The organism is Glaciihabitans sp. dw_435 (genome assembly GCF_018449675.1).
Taxonomy (GTDB): Bacteria; Actinomycetota; Actinomycetes; order Actinomycetales; family Microbacteriaceae; genus Glaciihabitans.
The window spans coordinates 1-17,403 of record NZ_JAAVUZ010000030.1 but is presented as its reverse complement, the minus strand read 5'-3'; the positions used below and the strand labels follow the sequence as shown (position 1 = coordinate 17,403).

At 68.6% G+C, this 17,403-nt stretch carries 14 protein-coding genes; 11 read left to right on the top strand and 3 right to left on the bottom strand.

Features of this window, described 5'->3' with window-relative positions:
• Window positions 1-171: 171 nt before the first annotated feature.
• Window positions 172-711, bottom strand: coding sequence for an NUDIX hydrolase family protein (locus tag HB677_RS17785; protein ID WP_213817076.1), 540 nt, complete (start codon window positions 709-711; stop codon window positions 172-174).
• A 203-nt stretch (window positions 712-914) separates the two neighbouring features.
• Between HB677_RS17785 and HB677_RS17780 the strand changes: the two genes are divergently transcribed.
• From HB677_RS17780 to HB677_RS17770, 3 genes are all read left to right on the top strand, one after another.
• Window positions 915-1,541 carry an alpha/beta hydrolase gene (locus HB677_RS17780; protein ID WP_213817075.1) on the top strand — a complete coding sequence of 209 codons (627 nt, stop codon included), beginning with the start codon at window positions 915-917 and terminating at the stop codon, window positions 1,539-1,541.
• A gap of 77 nt (window positions 1,542-1,618) precedes the next feature.
• Entirely contained in the window at window positions 1,619-6,466 is a 4,848-nt protein-coding gene (locus HB677_RS17775; RefSeq protein ID WP_213817074.1) for a DEAD/DEAH box helicase, read from the top strand.
• Between the two features lie 33 nt (window positions 6,467-6,499).
• Window positions 6,500-7,279 carry a DNA-formamidopyrimidine glycosylase family protein gene (locus HB677_RS17770; protein WP_213817073.1) on the top strand — a complete coding sequence of 260 codons (780 nt, stop codon included), beginning with the start codon at window positions 6,500-6,502 and terminating at the stop codon, window positions 7,277-7,279.
• A gap of 23 nt (window positions 7,280-7,302) precedes the next feature.
• On the opposite strand, the gene HB677_RS17765 is transcribed toward HB677_RS17770, so the two are convergent.
• On the bottom strand, window positions 7,303-7,899 hold the full coding sequence (locus HB677_RS17765) for a hypothetical protein (RefSeq protein WP_213817072.1): 597 nt from the start codon (window positions 7,897-7,899) through the stop codon (window positions 7,303-7,305).
• 99 nt (window positions 7,900-7,998) lie between these two features.
• Between HB677_RS17765 and HB677_RS17760 the strand changes: the two genes are divergently transcribed.
• From HB677_RS17760 to HB677_RS17745, 4 genes are read left to right on the top strand one after another with little or no spacing between them, the layout of a single operon-like run.
• Window positions 7,999-9,306 (top strand): efflux RND transporter periplasmic adaptor subunit, encoded by a 1,308-nt coding sequence (locus HB677_RS17760; protein ID WP_213817071.1) that lies wholly within the window; start codon window positions 7,999-8,001, stop codon window positions 9,304-9,306.
• Window positions 9,303-10,049, top strand: a complete 747-nt coding sequence (locus HB677_RS17755; RefSeq protein WP_218624802.1) for an ABC transporter ATP-binding protein — start codon at window positions 9,303-9,305, stop codon at window positions 10,047-10,049. The genes HB677_RS17760 and HB677_RS17755 overlap by 4 nt, the downstream gene beginning before the upstream one ends.
• Window positions 10,046-11,260: an ABC transporter permease gene (locus HB677_RS17750; protein ID WP_213817070.1), complete on the top strand. Its 1,215-nt coding sequence runs from the start codon at window positions 10,046-10,048 to the stop codon at window positions 11,258-11,260. Before HB677_RS17755 ends, HB677_RS17750 begins: the two co-directional genes overlap by 4 nt.
• Before the next feature lie 34 nt (window positions 11,261-11,294).
• Entirely contained in the window at window positions 11,295-11,882 is a 588-nt protein-coding gene (locus HB677_RS17745) for a hypothetical protein (protein ID WP_213817069.1), read from the top strand.
• A gap of 75 nt (window positions 11,883-11,957) precedes the next feature.
• Here the strand turns inward: HB677_RS17745 and HB677_RS17740 are convergent, their stop codons facing one another.
• Window positions 11,958-12,890 carry a DMT family transporter gene (locus tag HB677_RS17740; protein ID WP_213817068.1) on the bottom strand — a complete coding sequence of 311 codons (933 nt, stop codon included), beginning with the start codon at window positions 12,888-12,890 and terminating at the stop codon, window positions 11,958-11,960.
• On the opposite strand from HB677_RS17740, the gene HB677_RS17735 reads away from it, so the two are divergent.
• The 4 genes from HB677_RS17735 (at window position 12,889) to HB677_RS17720 (ending at window position 16,984) form a co-directional block, all read left to right on the top strand.
• Window positions 12,889-14,295, top strand: a complete 1,407-nt coding sequence (locus HB677_RS17735) for a PLP-dependent aminotransferase family protein (protein WP_213817067.1) — start codon at window positions 12,889-12,891, stop codon at window positions 14,293-14,295. The genes HB677_RS17740 and HB677_RS17735 overlap by 2 nt on opposite strands.
• A gap of 88 nt (window positions 14,296-14,383) precedes the next feature.
• The gene (locus tag HB677_RS17730; RefSeq protein ID WP_213817066.1) at window positions 14,384-15,019 is read left to right on the top strand and encodes a PadR family transcriptional regulator; all 636 of its coding nucleotides are present in this window, start codon (window positions 14,384-14,386) and stop codon (window positions 15,017-15,019) included.
• 32 nt (window positions 15,020-15,051) lie between these two features.
• On the top strand, window positions 15,052-15,525 hold the full coding sequence (locus HB677_RS17725; protein WP_213817065.1) for an SRPBCC family protein: 474 nt from the start codon (window positions 15,052-15,054) through the stop codon (window positions 15,523-15,525).
• 130 nt (window positions 15,526-15,655) lie between these two features.
• Window positions 15,656-16,984, top strand: a complete 1,329-nt coding sequence (locus HB677_RS17720; protein WP_307852638.1) for an LCP family protein — start codon at window positions 15,656-15,658, stop codon at window positions 16,982-16,984.
• Window positions 16,985-17,403: the final 419 nt, after the last annotated feature.

The following is a 17,403-nucleotide window of genomic DNA, read 5'->3' as shown; positions in this document are numbered from 1 at the left end:
TGGCCCCTTTTCAGCGCATTCGCCCGTTTTCAGCGGATGCCCTGTTTGTAGCGGATGACCCGGGCTGACGCACCTCTCGCGGTGGACCTCCCGCGTCGGACGTCTGGTGCCGGACGTCCGGCGCTGGCGCGAACGCCGGCACGAGCGCCTACCTAGAACACGAGCGCCTACCTAGAAGAGGCGGCCGACGGAGGCGAGGCCGGCGCGCAGGAGTGCCCCGCGACCGCCCTCCATCTCGGCGGCGATGGCGTCGGATGCCGCCTCGATGGGGCTCATCCAGGTGAGCTCGAGGGCGTCCTGGCGCGGGTCGCAGGTGCCGGTGACGGGCACGACGTAGGCGAGCGAGACCGCGTGCTGGCGATCGTCGGTGTACTGGGCACCGGGGAACGGGAAGTACTCGGCGACCGAGAACGGCACGATCGAGGCGGGGAGCTGCGGGAAGGCCATCGGCCCCAGGTCCTTCTCGAGGTGACGGAACAGCGCATCGCGCAGGGTCTCGCCGTGCATCACGCGACCGGAGACCAGCGTGCGGGTGATCGCTCCCGCGGAGTTCGCGCGCAGCAGTACGCCGACCTGCGTGACCTGGCCGAGGCCGTCGACGCGCACGGGGACCGCTTCGACGTACAGCAGGGGAAGGCGGGATCGCGCGGTGGCGAGCTCCTCTTCTGACAGCCAGCCTGGATTCGGGTCGGGGGTGCCTACTGAGCTCATGGTCCATTGTTACTCACGTCATGTTACGAACGTGTGCAGGGCGTGCTGGCGGGGCCGACTTCACAGGCGGGCGGACCCGTCACTTTGTTGTCGGCAGGGTCGTTCTTCGACAGCGGAGGCTGCGACGGCTACCGTGAACAGCGTTGGCGCACGATCATCCGCTCGCCTCATTCACGTCCGTCACCCCGTTTGAAAGAGGCACCATGCAGATCAATTCCGACGCCGTCGTCTGGTCGTCACCGGAGCGCGAACGTGCCGGGCGTCCGCTGATCGTTCTGCTGCATGGCTACGGCTCGCACGAGGGGGACCTCTTCGGGTTGTCACCGCGCCTGCCGCTCGGACCCGTCATCGCCTCGCTGCGGGCACCGCTCGAGGAAAGCGGTGGATACGCCTGGTTCTCGCTGCAGAACAGCGAGCGCGGAAACCCCGATCCGGCGGCGCTGGATGAATCGGCCACGGCAGTTCTCGACTGGCTCGACACCCTCGAATACACGAACGTCGCACTGCTCGGCTTCTCGCAGGGAGGCGCCATCGCGCTGCAGCTGAACCGCCTGGCGCCCGGGCGCTTCGCCGCGACAGTGATGCTGTCCGGATTTGTGGCCGGCGGGGAGCACGCGGGAGACGCCGAGCTGGAGAGGCTGCGCCCTCCCGTTTTCTGGGGACGCGGAACCGCCGATCAGGTCATCACCGATGCCGCAGTCGCGCGCACCGAGGAGTGGCTGCCGACGCACTCCACCGAGACCACCCGGATCTACGAGGACCTGCCGCACTCCATCTCGTCGGAAGAGCTGTCCAACGTGAGCGAGTTCCTGCGGGAGCACCTGAGCTGAGGCTGCACACCGTACCACCCTGTTCGCCGTGAGCGCTCTGACGGCGGGCTGTCAGTGGTTCGGGGGAGGATAGAAGCATGGGCACAGTGCTCGACCGTTTCTCCCCCGCCACGCGCGCGTGGTTCGCTGGCGCGTTCCCGGAGCCCACTGCCGCCCAACTCGGTGCCTGGGACGCGATTTCGTCGGGGTCCCACGCGCTGGTGGTGGCGCCCACCGGATCCGGTAAGACTCTCGCGGCGTTCCTGTGGTCGATCGACCAGCTGATCGCCAACCCCGTGCGTCCCCTGACCGACAAGGGCACTCCCGACGAGAAGCGCCGCACCCGCGTGCTGTACATCTCGCCGCTGAAGGCGCTCGGCGTCGACGTCGAACGCAACCTGAGGTCGCCGCTCGTTGGGGTGACCCAGACCGCCAAGCGTCTCGGCCTCGATGCGCCGAACATCACCGTCGGGGTGCGGTCGGGCGACACGTCCACACAGGACCGCCGACTGCTCGCGCGCACACCTCCCGACGTCCTCATCACCACCCCCGAGTCGCTCTACCTGATGCTCACCTCCGCTGCACGGGAGACGCTGCTCGGGGTCGACACGGTCATCGTGGATGAGATTCACGCCGTGGCATCCACCAAACGCGGCGCGCACCTGGCTGTCTCGCTCGAACGGCTCGACGACCTGCTGCCGAAGCCCGCGCAGCGCATCGGACTGTCGGCGACGGTGCGACCGCGCGAAGAGGTTGCACGGTTTCTGGGCGGCAGCGCGCCGGTGACGATCGTCGCGCCGCCATCGGGCAAGCGCTTCGACCTGCAGGTGGTTGTGCCCGTCGACGACATGACGGAACTCGGCACCGCGCCCGTGCTCGAGGGCTCCTCTGCCGGTGCTCCCCCGCAGGGATCGATCTGGCCGCACGTCGAGGAGCGCATCGTCGACCTGATCCTCGAGCACCGGTCGACGATCGTGTTCGCCAACTCCCGCCGGCTGGCCGAGCGCCTGACCGGGCGACTCAACGAGATTTACAGCGAGCGGATGAACCCCGCCGATGATCTTCCGTACGAGGGTGCATCCCTGCCCGCCGCCGCAGGCGCCACGCCGGAGTTGCTCGACGCTCTCACCCCCGAACTCATTGACGCGACCGGAGCGGTCGCGCGCAGCACTTCTGTCGTTCCGGAGGTCGCGCCCGTGGGCATTCCCGCCGCGGGTCCGATGTTCCGCACGGCGTTCCCGGCGCAGGCGGTCGGGGCATCGGGCATCACCTCCGGCGCCGAGCAGTTGCTGGCGCGGGCACACCACGGGTCCGTCAGCAAAGACCAGCGCGCCATCATCGAGGACGATCTCAAGAGCGGGCGCCTTCGCTGTGTTGTCGCCACCTCCTCCCTCGAGCTCGGCATCGACATGGGAGAGGTCGACCTCGTCGTGCAGGTCGAGTCGCCGCCATCCGTGGCGAGTGGATTGCAGCGCGTCGGTCGCGCCGGCCACCAGGTGGGCGAGATCTCGCGGGGGGTGCTGTTCCCCAAGCATCGTGCCGACCTCATCCACACGGCCGTCGTCAGCGAGCGCATGGTGTCGGGGCAGATCGAGGCCATCGCCATTCCGGCGAACCCGCTGGACATCCTGGCGCAGCAGACGATCGCCGCCGTCGCCCTCGACAGCCTCGACATCGAGGAGTGGTACGACACCGTGCGGCGCAGCGCGCCGTTCGCGACCCTCCCCCGCAGCGCGTATGACGCGACGCTCGATCTGCTGAGCGGTCTCTACCCCAGCGATGAGTTTGCCGAACTGCGCCCGCGCATCGTGTGGGACCGTGTGTCGGGCACACTGACCGGCCGCCCGGGAGCGCAGCGCCTGGCGGTGACCAGCGGAGGAACCATCCCTGACCGCGGGTTGTTCGGCGTTTTCATGGTCGGCTCCGCCACCGGAACCGGCGCCACCAGCGGACAGGGTCGCGTCGGTGAGCTCGACGAAGAGATGGTCTACGAGTCCCGCGTCGGCGACGTCTTTGCCCTGGGCGCGACGAGCTGGCGCATCGAAGACATCACCCACGATCGCGTTCTTGTGACCCCCGCCTACGGACAGCCGGGCCGCGTTCCGTTCTGGAAGGGTGACGGCATCGGTCGTCCGGCCGAGCTGGGTAAGGCGATCGGCGAGTACATCCGTGAGGTCGCCGGTGCGTCTGCCGCCGATGCACTGACCCGGGTTGCCTCCGGCGGTCTCGACGAGCGCGCCGTCACCAACCTCGTCGCCTTCATCGCCGACCAGAAGGTCGCGACGGGTCACGTTCCCACGGACAAGACGATGGTGGTGGAACGGTTCCGCGACGAGTTGGGCGACTGGCGGGTCATCCTGCACTCCCCCTATGGCATGCAGGTGCACGCACCGTGGGCGCTGGCCGTCACCGCCCGGGTGCGCGAGCGTTTCGGATACGACGGTGCGGCGGTCGCCGGCGACGACGGAATCATCGTGCGGCTGCCAGACACCGACGCCGAGCCGCCCGGGGCGGAACTCTTCGTCTTCGAGGCGGCCGAACTCGAGCAGATGGTCACCGACGAGGTGGGCGGGTCAGCCCTGTTTGCCGCGCGCTTCCGTGAGTGCGCGGCCCGGGCACTGCTGCTGCCGCGCTACAACCCCGGCAAGCGCTCGCCCCTCTGGCAGCAGCGCCAGCGCGCCTCCCAGCTGCTGGAGGTCGCCCGCAACTACCCGAGCTTCCCGATCGTGCTCGAAGCCGTGCGCGAAGTGCTGCAAGACGTGTACGACCTTCCGGCGTTGATGGGAATCACCGCCGAAATCGCGAGTCGGCGCATCCGGCTCGTCGAAGCAGAGACCGAATCCGCGTCGCCGTTCGCCCGAAGCCTGCTGTTCGGCTACGTCGCCGCGTTCATGTACGAGGGAGACTCGCCCCTCGCCGAACGCCGCGCGGCGGCACTGTCGCTGGACCCCACCCTGCTCGCCGAGTTGCTCGGCCGCGCTGAGCTTCGCGAGCTGCTGGATGCCGCGGTCATCGAGCAGACGGAGCTCGAGCTGCAGCGCCTCGCCCCCGACCGTCGCGTGCGCGACATGGAAGGGGTGGTCGACCTGCTGCGGGTGGTCGGGCCGCTCACCCTCGACGAAATCGTCGAACGAAGCTGGCTCGTCACTGAGGCGGCCGCCGCCTCGCCGGTCCCCACCGCGGACGCGCTCCTCGAACAGCTTGGCGAACTCGCGCGCAGTAACCGCGTGCTCCGGGCGGGTGTCGCCGGCGGCGAGCGCTGGGCCGTCATCGAGGACGCCAGCCGTCTGCGGGACGCCCTGGGCGTGCCGCTCCCCATCGGCGTGCCCTCGGCGTTCGTCGAGCCGGTCGCCGATCCGGTCGGTGACCTCGTGAGCCGGTACGCCCGCACCCACGGACCCTTCACCGCCGCCGCGGTTGCCGACCGCTACGGCCTCGGCGTTGCCGTTGTTCTCGACTCCCTGCGCCGCCTCGGTGCCGGGCGCCGCGTGGTCGAGGGCGAATTCCGCCCCGGTGCCAGCGGAAGCGAATGGGTCGACGCCGAGATCTTGCGGCGCCTGCGCAGCCGGTCCCTCGCGGCCCTGCGCCACGAGGTCGAGCCCGTTACGACCGACACCCTTGCCCGGTTCCTGCCGGTCTGGCAGCACGTCGGCAGCACGCTCAGCGGTGTCGACGGTCTCGCCCAGGTGATCGACCAGCTCGGCGGCGTTCCGCTGCCGGCATCCGCTTGGGAGACCCTCGTGCTTCCCGCCCGCCTGCGCAACTACACCCCCGCCTGGCTCGACGAACTCACCGTCACCGGCGAGGTGCTGTGGTCCGGTGCCGGCTCGCTCCCCGGCAGCGACGGCTGGGTCAGTCTGCACATCGCCGAAAACGCGCCGATCACGCTGGCCGCTCCGCAGGACATCGAGACCACCGAGCTGCAGCGTGAGATTCTCGTGAGCCTCGTCGGCGGCGGTGCCTTCTTCTTCCGCCAGCTGTCCAACGCGGTCGGATCGATGGATGACGCGGCGCTGACCACCGCGTTGTGGGATCTGGTCTGGGCCGGCCTCATCACCAACGACACCTTCGCGCCACTGCGCTCCTACCTGGGAGGCAAGGCCGCGCCCACGCGCGCACCCCGCGCCCGGGCATACCGCGGACGTGGACGGTCGGCGCTGCCGAGCCAGTCCGGGCCGCCGAGCGTCGGCGGCCGCTGGTCACTTCTTCCCCTGGCCGAAGGCGACACCACGCTGCGCGCCAAAGCAACGGCGGAATCCCTCCTCGAACGGCACGGTGTCGTCACCCGCGGCGCCGTCGTCAGCGAGGGCATTCGCGGCGGGTTTGCCCTCGTGTACAAGGTGCTCAGTACGTTCGAGGAAACCGGCCGAGCGCGCCGCGGCTACTTCGTCGACGGACTCGGCGGCGCACAGTTCGCCACCGGCGCCACGGTCGACCGCCTGCGCAATTTCACGCGGGATCCCGACTCCTCGGCCGAACCCGTTGCCCGCACGCTGGCCGCGACCGACCCGGCCAACCCCTACGGCGCCGCCCTCGCCTGGCCCACCGATCCGCCGCTTACCGATGGTGCCGGCGGCCCCACCGACGATCCCGCGGCCAACCCGGTGATCGCGGTACCCATCGCCGCTCCCGTCACGGACAAGCGCACGGGGCACCGTCCGGGGCGCAAGGCCGGTGCCCTCGTGGTGATGGTCGACGGCTTCCTCGTGCTCTACATCGAACGCGGCGGCAAGACCGTCCTGACCTTCGTCGACGCGAACGACCCGAAGGCCGGCACAACCCTCGCCGTCGCCGCGGCGTCGCTTGCATCGACCGTGCGCACGGGCCTCGGCAAGCTCCGCGTCGAGCGAGTGGACGGCGAGTTCTCCGTCGGCACACCGCTCGGCAACGCCCTCGTCGACGCCGGGTTTGCCGCAACACCGCAGGGTCTGCGACTGCGCAGTTGATGGGCGGCGCGATGTGCCGGGCGGGAGCCTGACGTGCCCGAGGGAGATACCGTCTTCCGTTCGGCGCGGGCGATGAATGACGCCCTCGCCGGCGCGACACTCGAGCGCTGCGACATCCGCGTCCCGGCCTTCGCCACCGTCGACCTGACCGGCGAGACAGTCGAATCCGTCGTCGCCGTCGGCAAGCACCTGCTGCACCGGATCGGGGATGTCACGATCCACAGCCACCTCAAGATGGAGGGCTCCTGGCACCTCTATCTCCCCGGCACGGCCTGGCGCAGACCCGCCTGGCAGGCGCGGGCAATTCTCGGCACCGCCGAGCGCGTGGCCATCGGCTTCCAGCTCGGGGTGCTGGAGATCGTGCCGCGCGCCAACGAGGACGACGTCATCGGCTACCTCGGCCCCGACATCCTCGGCCCCGGGTGGGACCCAGAGCTCGCGCTGCGCAATGTCACCGCAGACCCCGCGCGCCCCATCGGGCTCGCGCTTCTCGACCAGCGCGTCATCGCCGGGCTCGGCAACGTCTATCGCAACGAAATCTGTTTCCTGCGCGGACTGCTGCCAACGCGGCCCGTCGGCGAGGTTCCGGATGTCCCGGGGCTGATCTCCCTCGCCCATCGCGTGATCCTCGCCAACCGTGATCGCACCGAGCGATCGACCACAGGAGACCTGCGCCCGGGCAAGATGGCGTGGGTCAGCCAGCGCGAGAACAAGCCGTGCCTGCGGTGCGGCACGCGCATCCGCCGTGGCTCGCTCGGCGAGAGTGCGCTCACGCAGCGGGACACCTACTTCTGCCCGCGCTGCCAGACGTAACCGACCCGGTCGGTGCACAAGCGCTACGCGCGCGGTCGCCAGCGCACCGCGACAACGAACAGCACACCGATCGCGGTCGCTGCCCCCAGCAGGATCATCAGGGGCGCCGCGGACAGACTCGCTTCCAGCAGCACGTAGTCGCCCGGGGCGACGAAGTCTCCGTTGGACGTGTACGCGTTTGCCGCGCGGGAGTAGAGGAGCACTCCCACGACGACCAACAGCAGCGCGAGAACGGCGAGGGAGATCAGCCACGGGTTGCGGAGGTGGGCGCGCACGGCGGGCGGGGCATCCACCTCTCCCATCACGACCACTCCATCACTCGTGTCGTCCGTGCTGTACGGCCGCGGGTCGGGGTGATAGCCCGGTTGTTGCCAGGACTGCAGCACCGGACGCGGTGTCGCCGGCTGCTGCACCGGCTGCGCCACCGGGACGACGGAGGGGAACTCCATCGCGGGTTGTGACAGCGATTCCGCGGTCGCGATGGGACGCCCGAGGGCACTGGCCGCGGCGGCACGCTTCGCCGTCTCACTCTGCTGCGCATCGGGATCGTTGGGGTCGAAGCCCCGCTGAAAGGCGGGGCTGAACCGCGGGTCGAATCGTGTTCCGCCGTCGTCGCTCATGAGTACCTCGTTTCCACCCCGATCGTAATCGCACCAGTTCACAGGTTCTACTCAGATTCGCCAGACGATGCCCATAGGAATGTCGGTGACTCTGCAACCATGAAACTTCCCCGACCCGCGATTACCAACACTGTGCTGGCCGTCGTCATCCTCGCAGCCGGTACCGGCGCCTACTTCGTCATCAACCCGGTCAAGACGGCCACTGCCACGGCGACCCAGCTCACCGGCACGGTGCAGACGGGAGCGGTGAGCAGCACGATCAGTGCAAGCGGGTCGATCGCGGCCAAGCAGGAAGTCGCCGTCAGCTTCGCGCAGTCGGGAACGATCAAGTCGGTCAATACGACGCTCGGCGCCACCGTCAAGAAGGGCACGGTGCTCGGCACCCTCGCGACCAGCGACTTCACGGACGCCATCGACACCGCCACGAAGGGCGTGACCAAGGCGAACGAGGGCGTGACCAACGCCGAGGCAGACCTGCAGACCGCGTATGACTCGCTCACCACGGCGAAGGCGGCCCTCGCGAAGGACCCCTCGAAGACACAGGACGTGACGTCGGCCCGCAGCCAGATCCGCACGGGCAAGACCAACGTCGAGAGTGCGGAAGATGCGGTCGACACAGCTCAGCAGACACTCGATGACGCGGAAGACGCCCTCAGTGATACAACACTGAAGGCCCCCATCGCGGGACTCGTTATTGCCGTCAGCGGTCAGGTCGGCGGATCGGTCTCCGGCGGATCCAGCTCCAGCAGCTCGGGTGCCGCGGCGTCCACCGGCACCTCCAGCAGCAGCACGTCGACCACGACGAGCAGCTCGACGGGCTTCGTGACGATTGCGGATGTCTCTGCCTACACGGTCTCGGCCAGCATCGCCGAAGCCGACATCGCCTCGGTCAAGGTCGGTCAGGTCGCGACGATCTCCTTCCCCGCCCTGGACGGCGTGACCGCCGCAGCCAAGGTCACCGCCATCGCGCCGACCTCCACTGCCAGCAACTCGGTCGTCACCTACGCGACGACCATCACCCTCGATAAGGTGCCCGCCAACATTCGACTCGGCCAGACCGCGACCGTCGCGATCACCACGACATCGTCCAAGGCAACGTCGCTCTACGTGCCGACCGCGGCAATCACCACCGCGACCGACGGCACCTCCACGGTCAAGGTCGTCAAGTCCGGCGTCACCAGCACGGTGACAGTCGAGACCGGTGTCGTCGGCGACAACGGCACCGAGATCACCTCCGGGCTGACCGACGGCGAGACGGTCGTGCTCGGCACGGTCGCCGCCACCACCTCCACGACAGGCACGACCGGCACCACCCGCGGCGGCACCGGAACGGGCGGCTTCGGCGGCGGTACCGGTGGCGGCTTCACCGGCGGCGGCACCGGCGGATTCCCCGGCGGCGGAAATTGAGTCACGCAGTAGTCGGGCCGATCGGGTCCGGCTTCACCGCCGCGCTCCCGGTGCTCGAACTCCGGGACATCCACCAGGTCTATGGAACGGGCGACGCAGCAGTGCACGCCCTCCGCGGTATCGACCTCACGGTCGGCGCCGGGGACTACCTCGCCATCATGGGACCGTCCGGTTCCGGAAAGTCGACACTCATGAACCTGCTCGGCTGCCTCGACGTGGCGTCCTCGGGTTCGTACCTGTTGGCCGGTGACGACGTCAGCGCGTTCGACGAGGGCCAGCTCGCCAAGGTGCGCAACCGGGAGATCGGCTTTGTGTTCCAGTCCTTCAACCTGGTGCCGCGCATGAGCGCCGTCGCCAACGTTGAACTGCCCCTCGTCTACGGCGGCTACAAGCGCAAGGAACGGCGGCGGCGCGCGCTCGAGGCTCTGGAGATGGTCGGGCTCGGGCACCGCGCGGACCACGAGCCGCAGGAACTCTCCGGAGGCCAGCAGCAGCGTGTCGCCATCGCCCGCGCCCTCGTCACCTCGCCCACGCTCGTGCTGGCGGATGAACCGACCGGAAACCTCGACTCGGAATCCACCGACGAGATCCTCGGCATCTTCGATCGCCTCGCGGCGGAAGGTCGCACCATCGTGATCATCACCCACGAGGAACACGTCGCCGAACGCACCCACCGGGTGCTCGCCATCAGCGACGGACTCATCGTCTCCGACCGCGAATCCCTCCTGGGGGTGCGCGCATGAAACTCGGCGACATTCTGCTCTCGGCCCTGCGCGGGGTCACCGCCAACAAGCTGCGCTCGATTCTCACCCTTCTCGGTGTGCTCATCGGTGTGGCATCCGTCATCCTGCTGCTCGCGGTCGGCAACGGCTCGGCGCAGACCATCAAGGCATCCATCGCGGCTCTCGGCACCGACACGGTGACAGTGCGGGCGAGCTCGGGCGGCGGCGGCGCGGCCACGGCGACCTCCAGCAGCACCAAGGAGATCACCTACGACGTGAGCACCCAGCTCGCCGACTCCGGCCTCGGCCATGTGAAGGCGGTCGTGCCGCAGGTGAGCACCTCGCTCACCGTGTCGTCGACAACGACCTCGGCTGACAGCACCTCCGTCATCGGAACCACCCCCAACTACTTCGGCGTCTCGACGGCGAAGGTTGCGACCGGGTCGGCGTTCACCGAGGCGGATGTCACGAGCTCGGCCAAGGTCGCGGTAATCGGGCAGACGCTCGCCACCACGCTCTTCCCGACCGGGTCGGCGCTGGGGCAATCGGTCTCGATCGACGGGACGCCATTCACCATCGTCGGAATCATGGCCACCCAGAGCAGCACCGGATTCACCGACCCCAACTCGGTGATCATCGCGCCGATCACCCGGGTGCAGCGCTCCTTCACCGGATACGGCGCGGTGAGCACCCTGCTCGTGCAGGCGACGGACTCCGACTCTGTCGACGCCGCAACCGGCGAGATCACCGTGATGCTCGACCAACTGCTCGGTGTGGGGGCGGATGACACTGCCCCGTACACCATCACGGACCAGTCGACCCTGCTCGAGACCCAGGAGGCTAGCGCGGACAGCTTCACCGTCCTGCTCGGTGTGGTCGCGGCGATCAGTCTGCTCGTCGGTGGAATCGGCGTGACCAACGTGATGCTCGTGAGTGTCACCGAACGCACGCGAGAGATCGGTATTCGCAAGGCGCTCGGCGCCACCCGCGGTGCCATCCTCGGCCAGTTCCTCGCGGAGGCAGCGACGCTCACCCTTGTGGGCGGCATCCTCGGCGTGATCGTCGCGCTGATCGGCTCGAACTACGAGATCTATGGCACCCAACCGGTCGTGCTCGGGTACTCCGTGCCGCTCGCGCTGGGCGTCTCCGTTGCCATCGGCGTGTTCTTCGGGGTCTACCCCGCGGGCCGGGCCGCGGCCATGCGTCCCATCCAGGCGCTTCGCGCCATCTAGCTCCCCCTCTACCTACTGAAGAAAGAGAACTCCCATGACGAACATCGAACCCACCGGCGCCACTGGCTATAACCCGACCCCGGTCAACCCGGCACCGGTCACCCCGAACACCCCGGCCCCCAAGAAGAAGGGCGCGATGCGCATCGTGACGCCGATTCTCGCGCTCGTCGCGGTGCTCGGCATCGGCCTCTTCGCCGGCGTGCTGATTGGCCAGAACGGCAACAGCAGCAGCAGCCAAGCCGGAGGCGCGAATCGCGGCAGCTTCGGCGGCGGCACCGGTGAGGGATTCCCCGGCGGCACCACCGGCACCGGCGCTACGCGCGGCGGGTTCACCTCCGGCACGGTTGTCTCGGTCGATGGCGACACCGTCACCCTCAAGACGGCGGCAGGCGCCGAGGTCACCGTGACCTCGACAGACGACACCAAGGTCACCACCACCACTGACAGCACGCTGGACAAGCTCGCCGCCGGCGACACCGTGACAGTGGTCGGCACCGCCGACTCCGACGGAAATGTTGCCGCGGCGACGACCATCTCCGAGGGTGCCGCGACCTTCGCCGGCGGCGGCTTCGGCGGCGGAACGGGCGGCGCGGGAGCCCCCACGAACGCCCCCGCCAACTAGCAGTCGGCACCTACGCACGCACCTCCTGGGCGGCCACGGCTTTCGAGCCGCGGCCGCCCTCGTGCGTCGCGGGCGCTAGGTGCGCACGCGCGCCCGGACGGCGGTCGCGGCCAGCGCGATGATGGCGATCCCGCCGACCAGCACCCGCCAGTCGAGGTTCTCGCCAAAGAGCAGCACCGCCCACGCGAACGTCAGCAGCGGCTGCACGAGCTGGATCTGGCTGACGTTAGCCATCGGTCCGATCGCCAGTCCCCGGTACCAGGCGAAGAACCCCAGGAACATGCTGATCACGCCGAGATAGGCGAACGCGAGCCACCCTGCGGGGCCCGCGTGCACGGGATGACTCGTCGCGCTCACAATCGTCAGGGGAAGCATCACGGGCAGCGCCAGCACCAGCGCCCAGCAGATCGTCTGCCACGACCCGAGCTCGCGCGACAGCATCCCGCCCTCGGCGTATCCAATGGCGGCGAGGGCAACGGCACCGAGCAGCAGCAGGTCGGACGCGTGGATTCCGGCGAGACCGCCCGCGCTGATCGCGACGAACGCGATGGCGGCGATGACGCCGGCGACGCTGGTAACCCAGAACAGGCGGCTGGGACGCTCCTTCGCGCGGATCACTGCAGCGAGCGCCGTCGCCGCGGGCAGCACACCGATGACCACGGCACCGTGGCTCGCCGGCGCCGTTTGCATGGCGAAGCTGGTCAGGAGCGGGAACCCGGCGATTACTCCCGCCGCGATCACGAGAAGTCGCACGATCTGCATGCCGCGGGGAAAGCGCTGACGGGTGATCGCCAGCACCGCGATGGCGAGCAGCCCCGCGACGACCGCGCGCCCGGCTCCGACGAACAGTGGGTCGAGCGTCTCGACCGCTACCCGCGTGAACGGCAGAGTGAAGGAGAAGGCGAGCACACCGATCGCACCGAACAGCAGTCCCCGGGCCGGCGAGGACGGGTTAGCCGGCGATAGCACCACGGCCGGAGTCTCGATAGCGCTATTCTGTGTATTCATGGACGACGATAGCACCGCGAACCGCATTGAGCTACACCTGCGCAGTCTCGTTCGCGCGGCTTCCACCGGTCAGCGTCTTCCGTCCACCCGGTCGCTCGTCGAACAGTTTTCGGTGAGTGCGATTACCGTGCAGCGCGCGGTGCAGCGGCTCGTGCAGGAGGGCCTGGTCATCACGCGCCCCGGCACGGGAAACTTCGTGGCCGCGCGCCGGGCCATGAGCCGTCCGGACTTCTCGTGGCAGACGACGACGCTCGGACCCAGCCGCAACAACCCCTCCGCCATCAGCGCCGCGATGACGCAGACGACGCCGGGCATCATCCCCCTGCATTCCGGCTATCCGTCCGAGGATCTGCTGCCGATTGCGCTCGTGCGCTCCGCGCTGGCCCGGGCGTCCCGCGGCGCCGCGGTGACCGACCGACCCGCGATGGAGGGTCTCCCCGAGCTGCGCGCGTGGTTCGCCAGCGAAGTGGCGGCAAGTCCCGGTTCACCCGGAGCCGCGCCATCCGCCGACGACGTCATTATCGTTCCCGGCAGCCAGAGTGCGCTCGCCTCCATCTTCCGCGCACTGGCACAACCGGGAGACTCGATCGTGATGGAGTCGCCCACGTACTGGGGAGCCATCGCCGCGGCGCGGCAGGCCGGTCTCGTTATTGTCCCCATCGCGCGGGGCGCCGGCGCACCGTCTGCTGATGCCCTCGACGCCGCGCTCGTGACCAGTGGCGCGCGACTGTTCTACGCCCAACCGAATTTCGCGAACCCCACGGGCGCCATCTGGTCGCGCGCGGAGTCAGACGCCATCCTCGGGGTCATCCGTTCCCGCGACGCGTTTGTGATCGAGGATGACTGGGCCCACGACTTCGGGATCGACGAGGTCGCACGACCACTCGTCGCCCACGACGCCGATGGTCACGTCGTCTACATCCGGTCCCTCACCAAGAGCCTGTCGTCGGCCGTGCGCGTCGGGGCGATCATTGCCCGCGGACCTGCGTTGGCCCGGATCCAGGTCGACCGCACCGTGACCGACCTCTACGTCAGCGGAACGCTCCAGGCGGCCGCCCTCGAGGTGATGACGTCGCCCGGATGGCGGGCTCACGCCCGCCGGCTGCAGTCCGCCCTGCGGGAACGCCGTGACACGCTCGCCCGTGCCGTGGTCGCCGAGTTGGGCGCCGAGACGCTGACAGCCCTGCCGCGCGGCGGGATCAACCTGTGGCTGCGGTTCGACGACCGCGTCGACGTCGCCGACCTGGCCCGCCGCAGCCTGGCCGCGGGGGTCGCCATCGCTCCGGGTACCGACTGGTTCCCCACCGAGCCGCCCGGCGCGTACGCGCGGCTCAATTACTCGGGGCCGCGACCGGACCGGTTCGGTGAGGCAATCCACATCCTGGCCGAGCTGCTCGGTCGCTGACGGCGCCCTTGGCCGCTGGTACTGCGTGGGAGTGACCGCACGGCGCTCCCTTGTCGAAGCGACTATTGCGATATATCGTTGAAGGATCATGACACACGACAACGCGCCCCACGACGACCACACCCCGGACGACGACTACACCGACGGGCCGGACTTCGGGGGCCGCGGACACGGCCACGGTCGCGGATTCGGCGGGGGCGGACCGGCTCGTGGCGGGTTCGGGCGGGGCTTCGGTCCCGGCTTTGGTGGCATCGGACCACGCGGCTTCGTCCCGCCGGGACCCCAGCGCAAACGCAAGGGTGACGTGCGTGCGGCGATCCTCTCCCTCATCGCCGAGAAGCCCTTCAACGGCTACGCCCTCATCAAGGAAATCGCCGAGCGCTCCGGCAACACGTGGCGCCCGAGCCCCGGCTCGGTCTACCCGACCCTGCAGCAGCTTGTCGACGAGGGACTGATCGAGCAGATCGGTGAGGGCCGCCGCACCGAGTTTCAGCTCACCGACGAGGGTCGCGCCTACGTCACCACGCACGCCGAGGAACTCGAACGCGTCTGGCAGAACGCCGCCGGGCATTCGGAGGCCGATGCCGACCTTCACGAGAGCGTCGCGAAGCTCATGGGAGTCATCCACCAGTTCCGCTTCGCGGCCACCGATGACCAAAGAGTGCTCGCTGTCAAGCAGCTCGATGATGCCCGGCGAGCGCTTTACGCTATCCTCGCCGACTAAATCCGCCCGGCATCCGTCCACGAGGGAGTTCCGTGTCCGTCAACACCCGCAAGCTGAACTGCTCGCCCGAGGATGTCTTCGCCGTGATCGCCGACGGGTGGCTGTTCCCCACCTGGGTGGTCGGTGCGTCCCGGATGCGCGATGTGGAGGAGGGATGGCCCGAAGAGGGCTTCCACCTTCACCACTCGTTCGGCGTCTGGCCGTTTCTCATCAATGACGAGACCACCATGCTCGAGTGGGACCCGCCCCGCCACGCTGCCATGCGGCCCAAGGGCTGGCCGATCGGTGAGGCACTCGTCACCATCGACGTGCGCCCCAAGGGCGACGGATGCATCGTGCGCATCACCGAGGAGGCAACCGCCGGTCCCGGAACCTGGGTTCCCGAGTTCTTCATGAACGTGCTGCTGCACCTGCGCAACGTCGAAACGCTTCGTCGCCTCGCGTTCATCGCCGAGGGTCGACGCGATCCAGCGAGCTCCGACGGCGGAAACCCCGGGGCCGTCTAGGGCTCGACCGCGCCGACGTAAGCCGACACCCCGAGGCATCCACTGCTCCATCTCACGTTCTCATCAGCTTTGCCGTTTAGACTTCCCGAATGATTTCGACTCAGCTGCTGCATGCCGTCAGGCCTGTTTCGTGACCTTGCCCACCAGCGAGTCGACCGGAACGACCCGGCGTGCGCAGCGCGCTCTCGAACACAACGGCGGCGGACCCATCCGCCACGGACAGCAGCGGCCGCACCGCGCCCTGCCGACGATCCTGAAGATCGTGGCTGCTGCGCTGGCCGTCGTGCTCGTCAGCGGTGCGTCCGTCGCAACGTACGCGACCTGGAATGTCACCAATAACCTCGCCGCCGGCGGCATCGACATCACGCCGGACGACGACAGTGAACCCCCCGCCGTCGGCGCGATCGTGGGCGGCTTCAACATGCTCGTGGTCGGCGTCGATAACGACAGCTCGCAGGGCGACCAGTACGGATTCCGCAGCGGCACGCTCAACGACGTCAACATGCTGATCCACGTCTCGTCGGACCACACCAGCGCCACCGTGGTCAGCCTCCCGCGCGACCTGATCGTCTCGCACCCTGAGTGCACCAACCCCATGACCAAGGTCGTCAACAGCGCGCTGTATGCCGCGCCACTGAACGACGCCCAGAGCCGGGGAGGGCTCGCGTGCGTCGTGAAGACCGTCGCCGAGCTCACGGGACTCAAGATTCCCTACGCCGCACAGATCTCCTTCAATGGCGTCGTGAAGATGACCAACGCCATCGGCGGCGTTCCGGTCTGTCTCGCGACCGCGATCAACGACTCCGACACCGGGCTGCACCTCAAGGCCGGCACGCACAAGCTGTCGGGACAGACGGCACTCGAGTTCCTTCGCACCCGCCACGGCGTCGGTGACAGCAGCGACCTCGCGCGCATCTCGTCTCAGCAGATCTACCTCTCGTCGCTCATCAAGACCGTCAAGACCAACGGAACCCTCACCGACGTCACCAAGCTGTACAAGCTCGCGACCGCCGCATCGAAGAACGTGCACCTCTCGACAAGTCTTTCGTCCCTCGACACCATGGTGTCCATGGCGCAGGCCGCCAGCTCGATCAACCTGGACGAGCTCGCCTTCGTGCAGTACCCCGGCTCCACCGGCAACGCCAGCTACCCCGGCAAGGTCGTACCGAACACTGTACTCGCGGACGAGATCTTCTCCGCGATCAAGGCCGACAAGCCGGTAGTGCTGGCGGATGGCTCGATCCGGGGCGGTTCCGCGGTGCTGTCCACTGCCACCCCCACCGCAACGTCGACGACACCCGCTACCGCGACGAGCACTCCGACGGCAACGCCGACCACCCCGACGGCCACCACCACCGCACCCGCCACGACGGCGCCCGTCACCCCGAAGCCCACGAAGACCGTCTCCGGCGGAACGGGCATCATGGGCAACGACACCGCCTGCGTGGTCGGCTCGTAGCTAGCTCCGGCTAGTGCGCGGGTCGCCACGGCGACCCGCGTCGCCGGTTGTCCTGGCATTCAGCTACCTCCTCGGTCACGAGTTACCGGCTGCCGATCGCCGATTGCCGATTGCCGATTGCCAGTCGTGGCTAGCGGCCTCGGCCTTAGTCGCAGTCGTCGGCCTTGGTCGCGGTCGTCGGCCTTGGTCGCGGTCGTCGCCACCAAACCGGTCATTTCCGCTGAAAACGGTCAAGCGCGCTCGCCCGTTTTCAGCGGATTCGCCCGCTTCCGCCGAATACGGGCCAGTTCGGCGCACGGCAGGCGACTGATGACCGAAACCGGGCGAGTTCGGCACGCCACAACGGCGACAACTCGCAAAGCGGGCCAGTTCGGCACGCCACAGCCGCCACACCGGCCAAAACGGGCCAGTTCGGCACG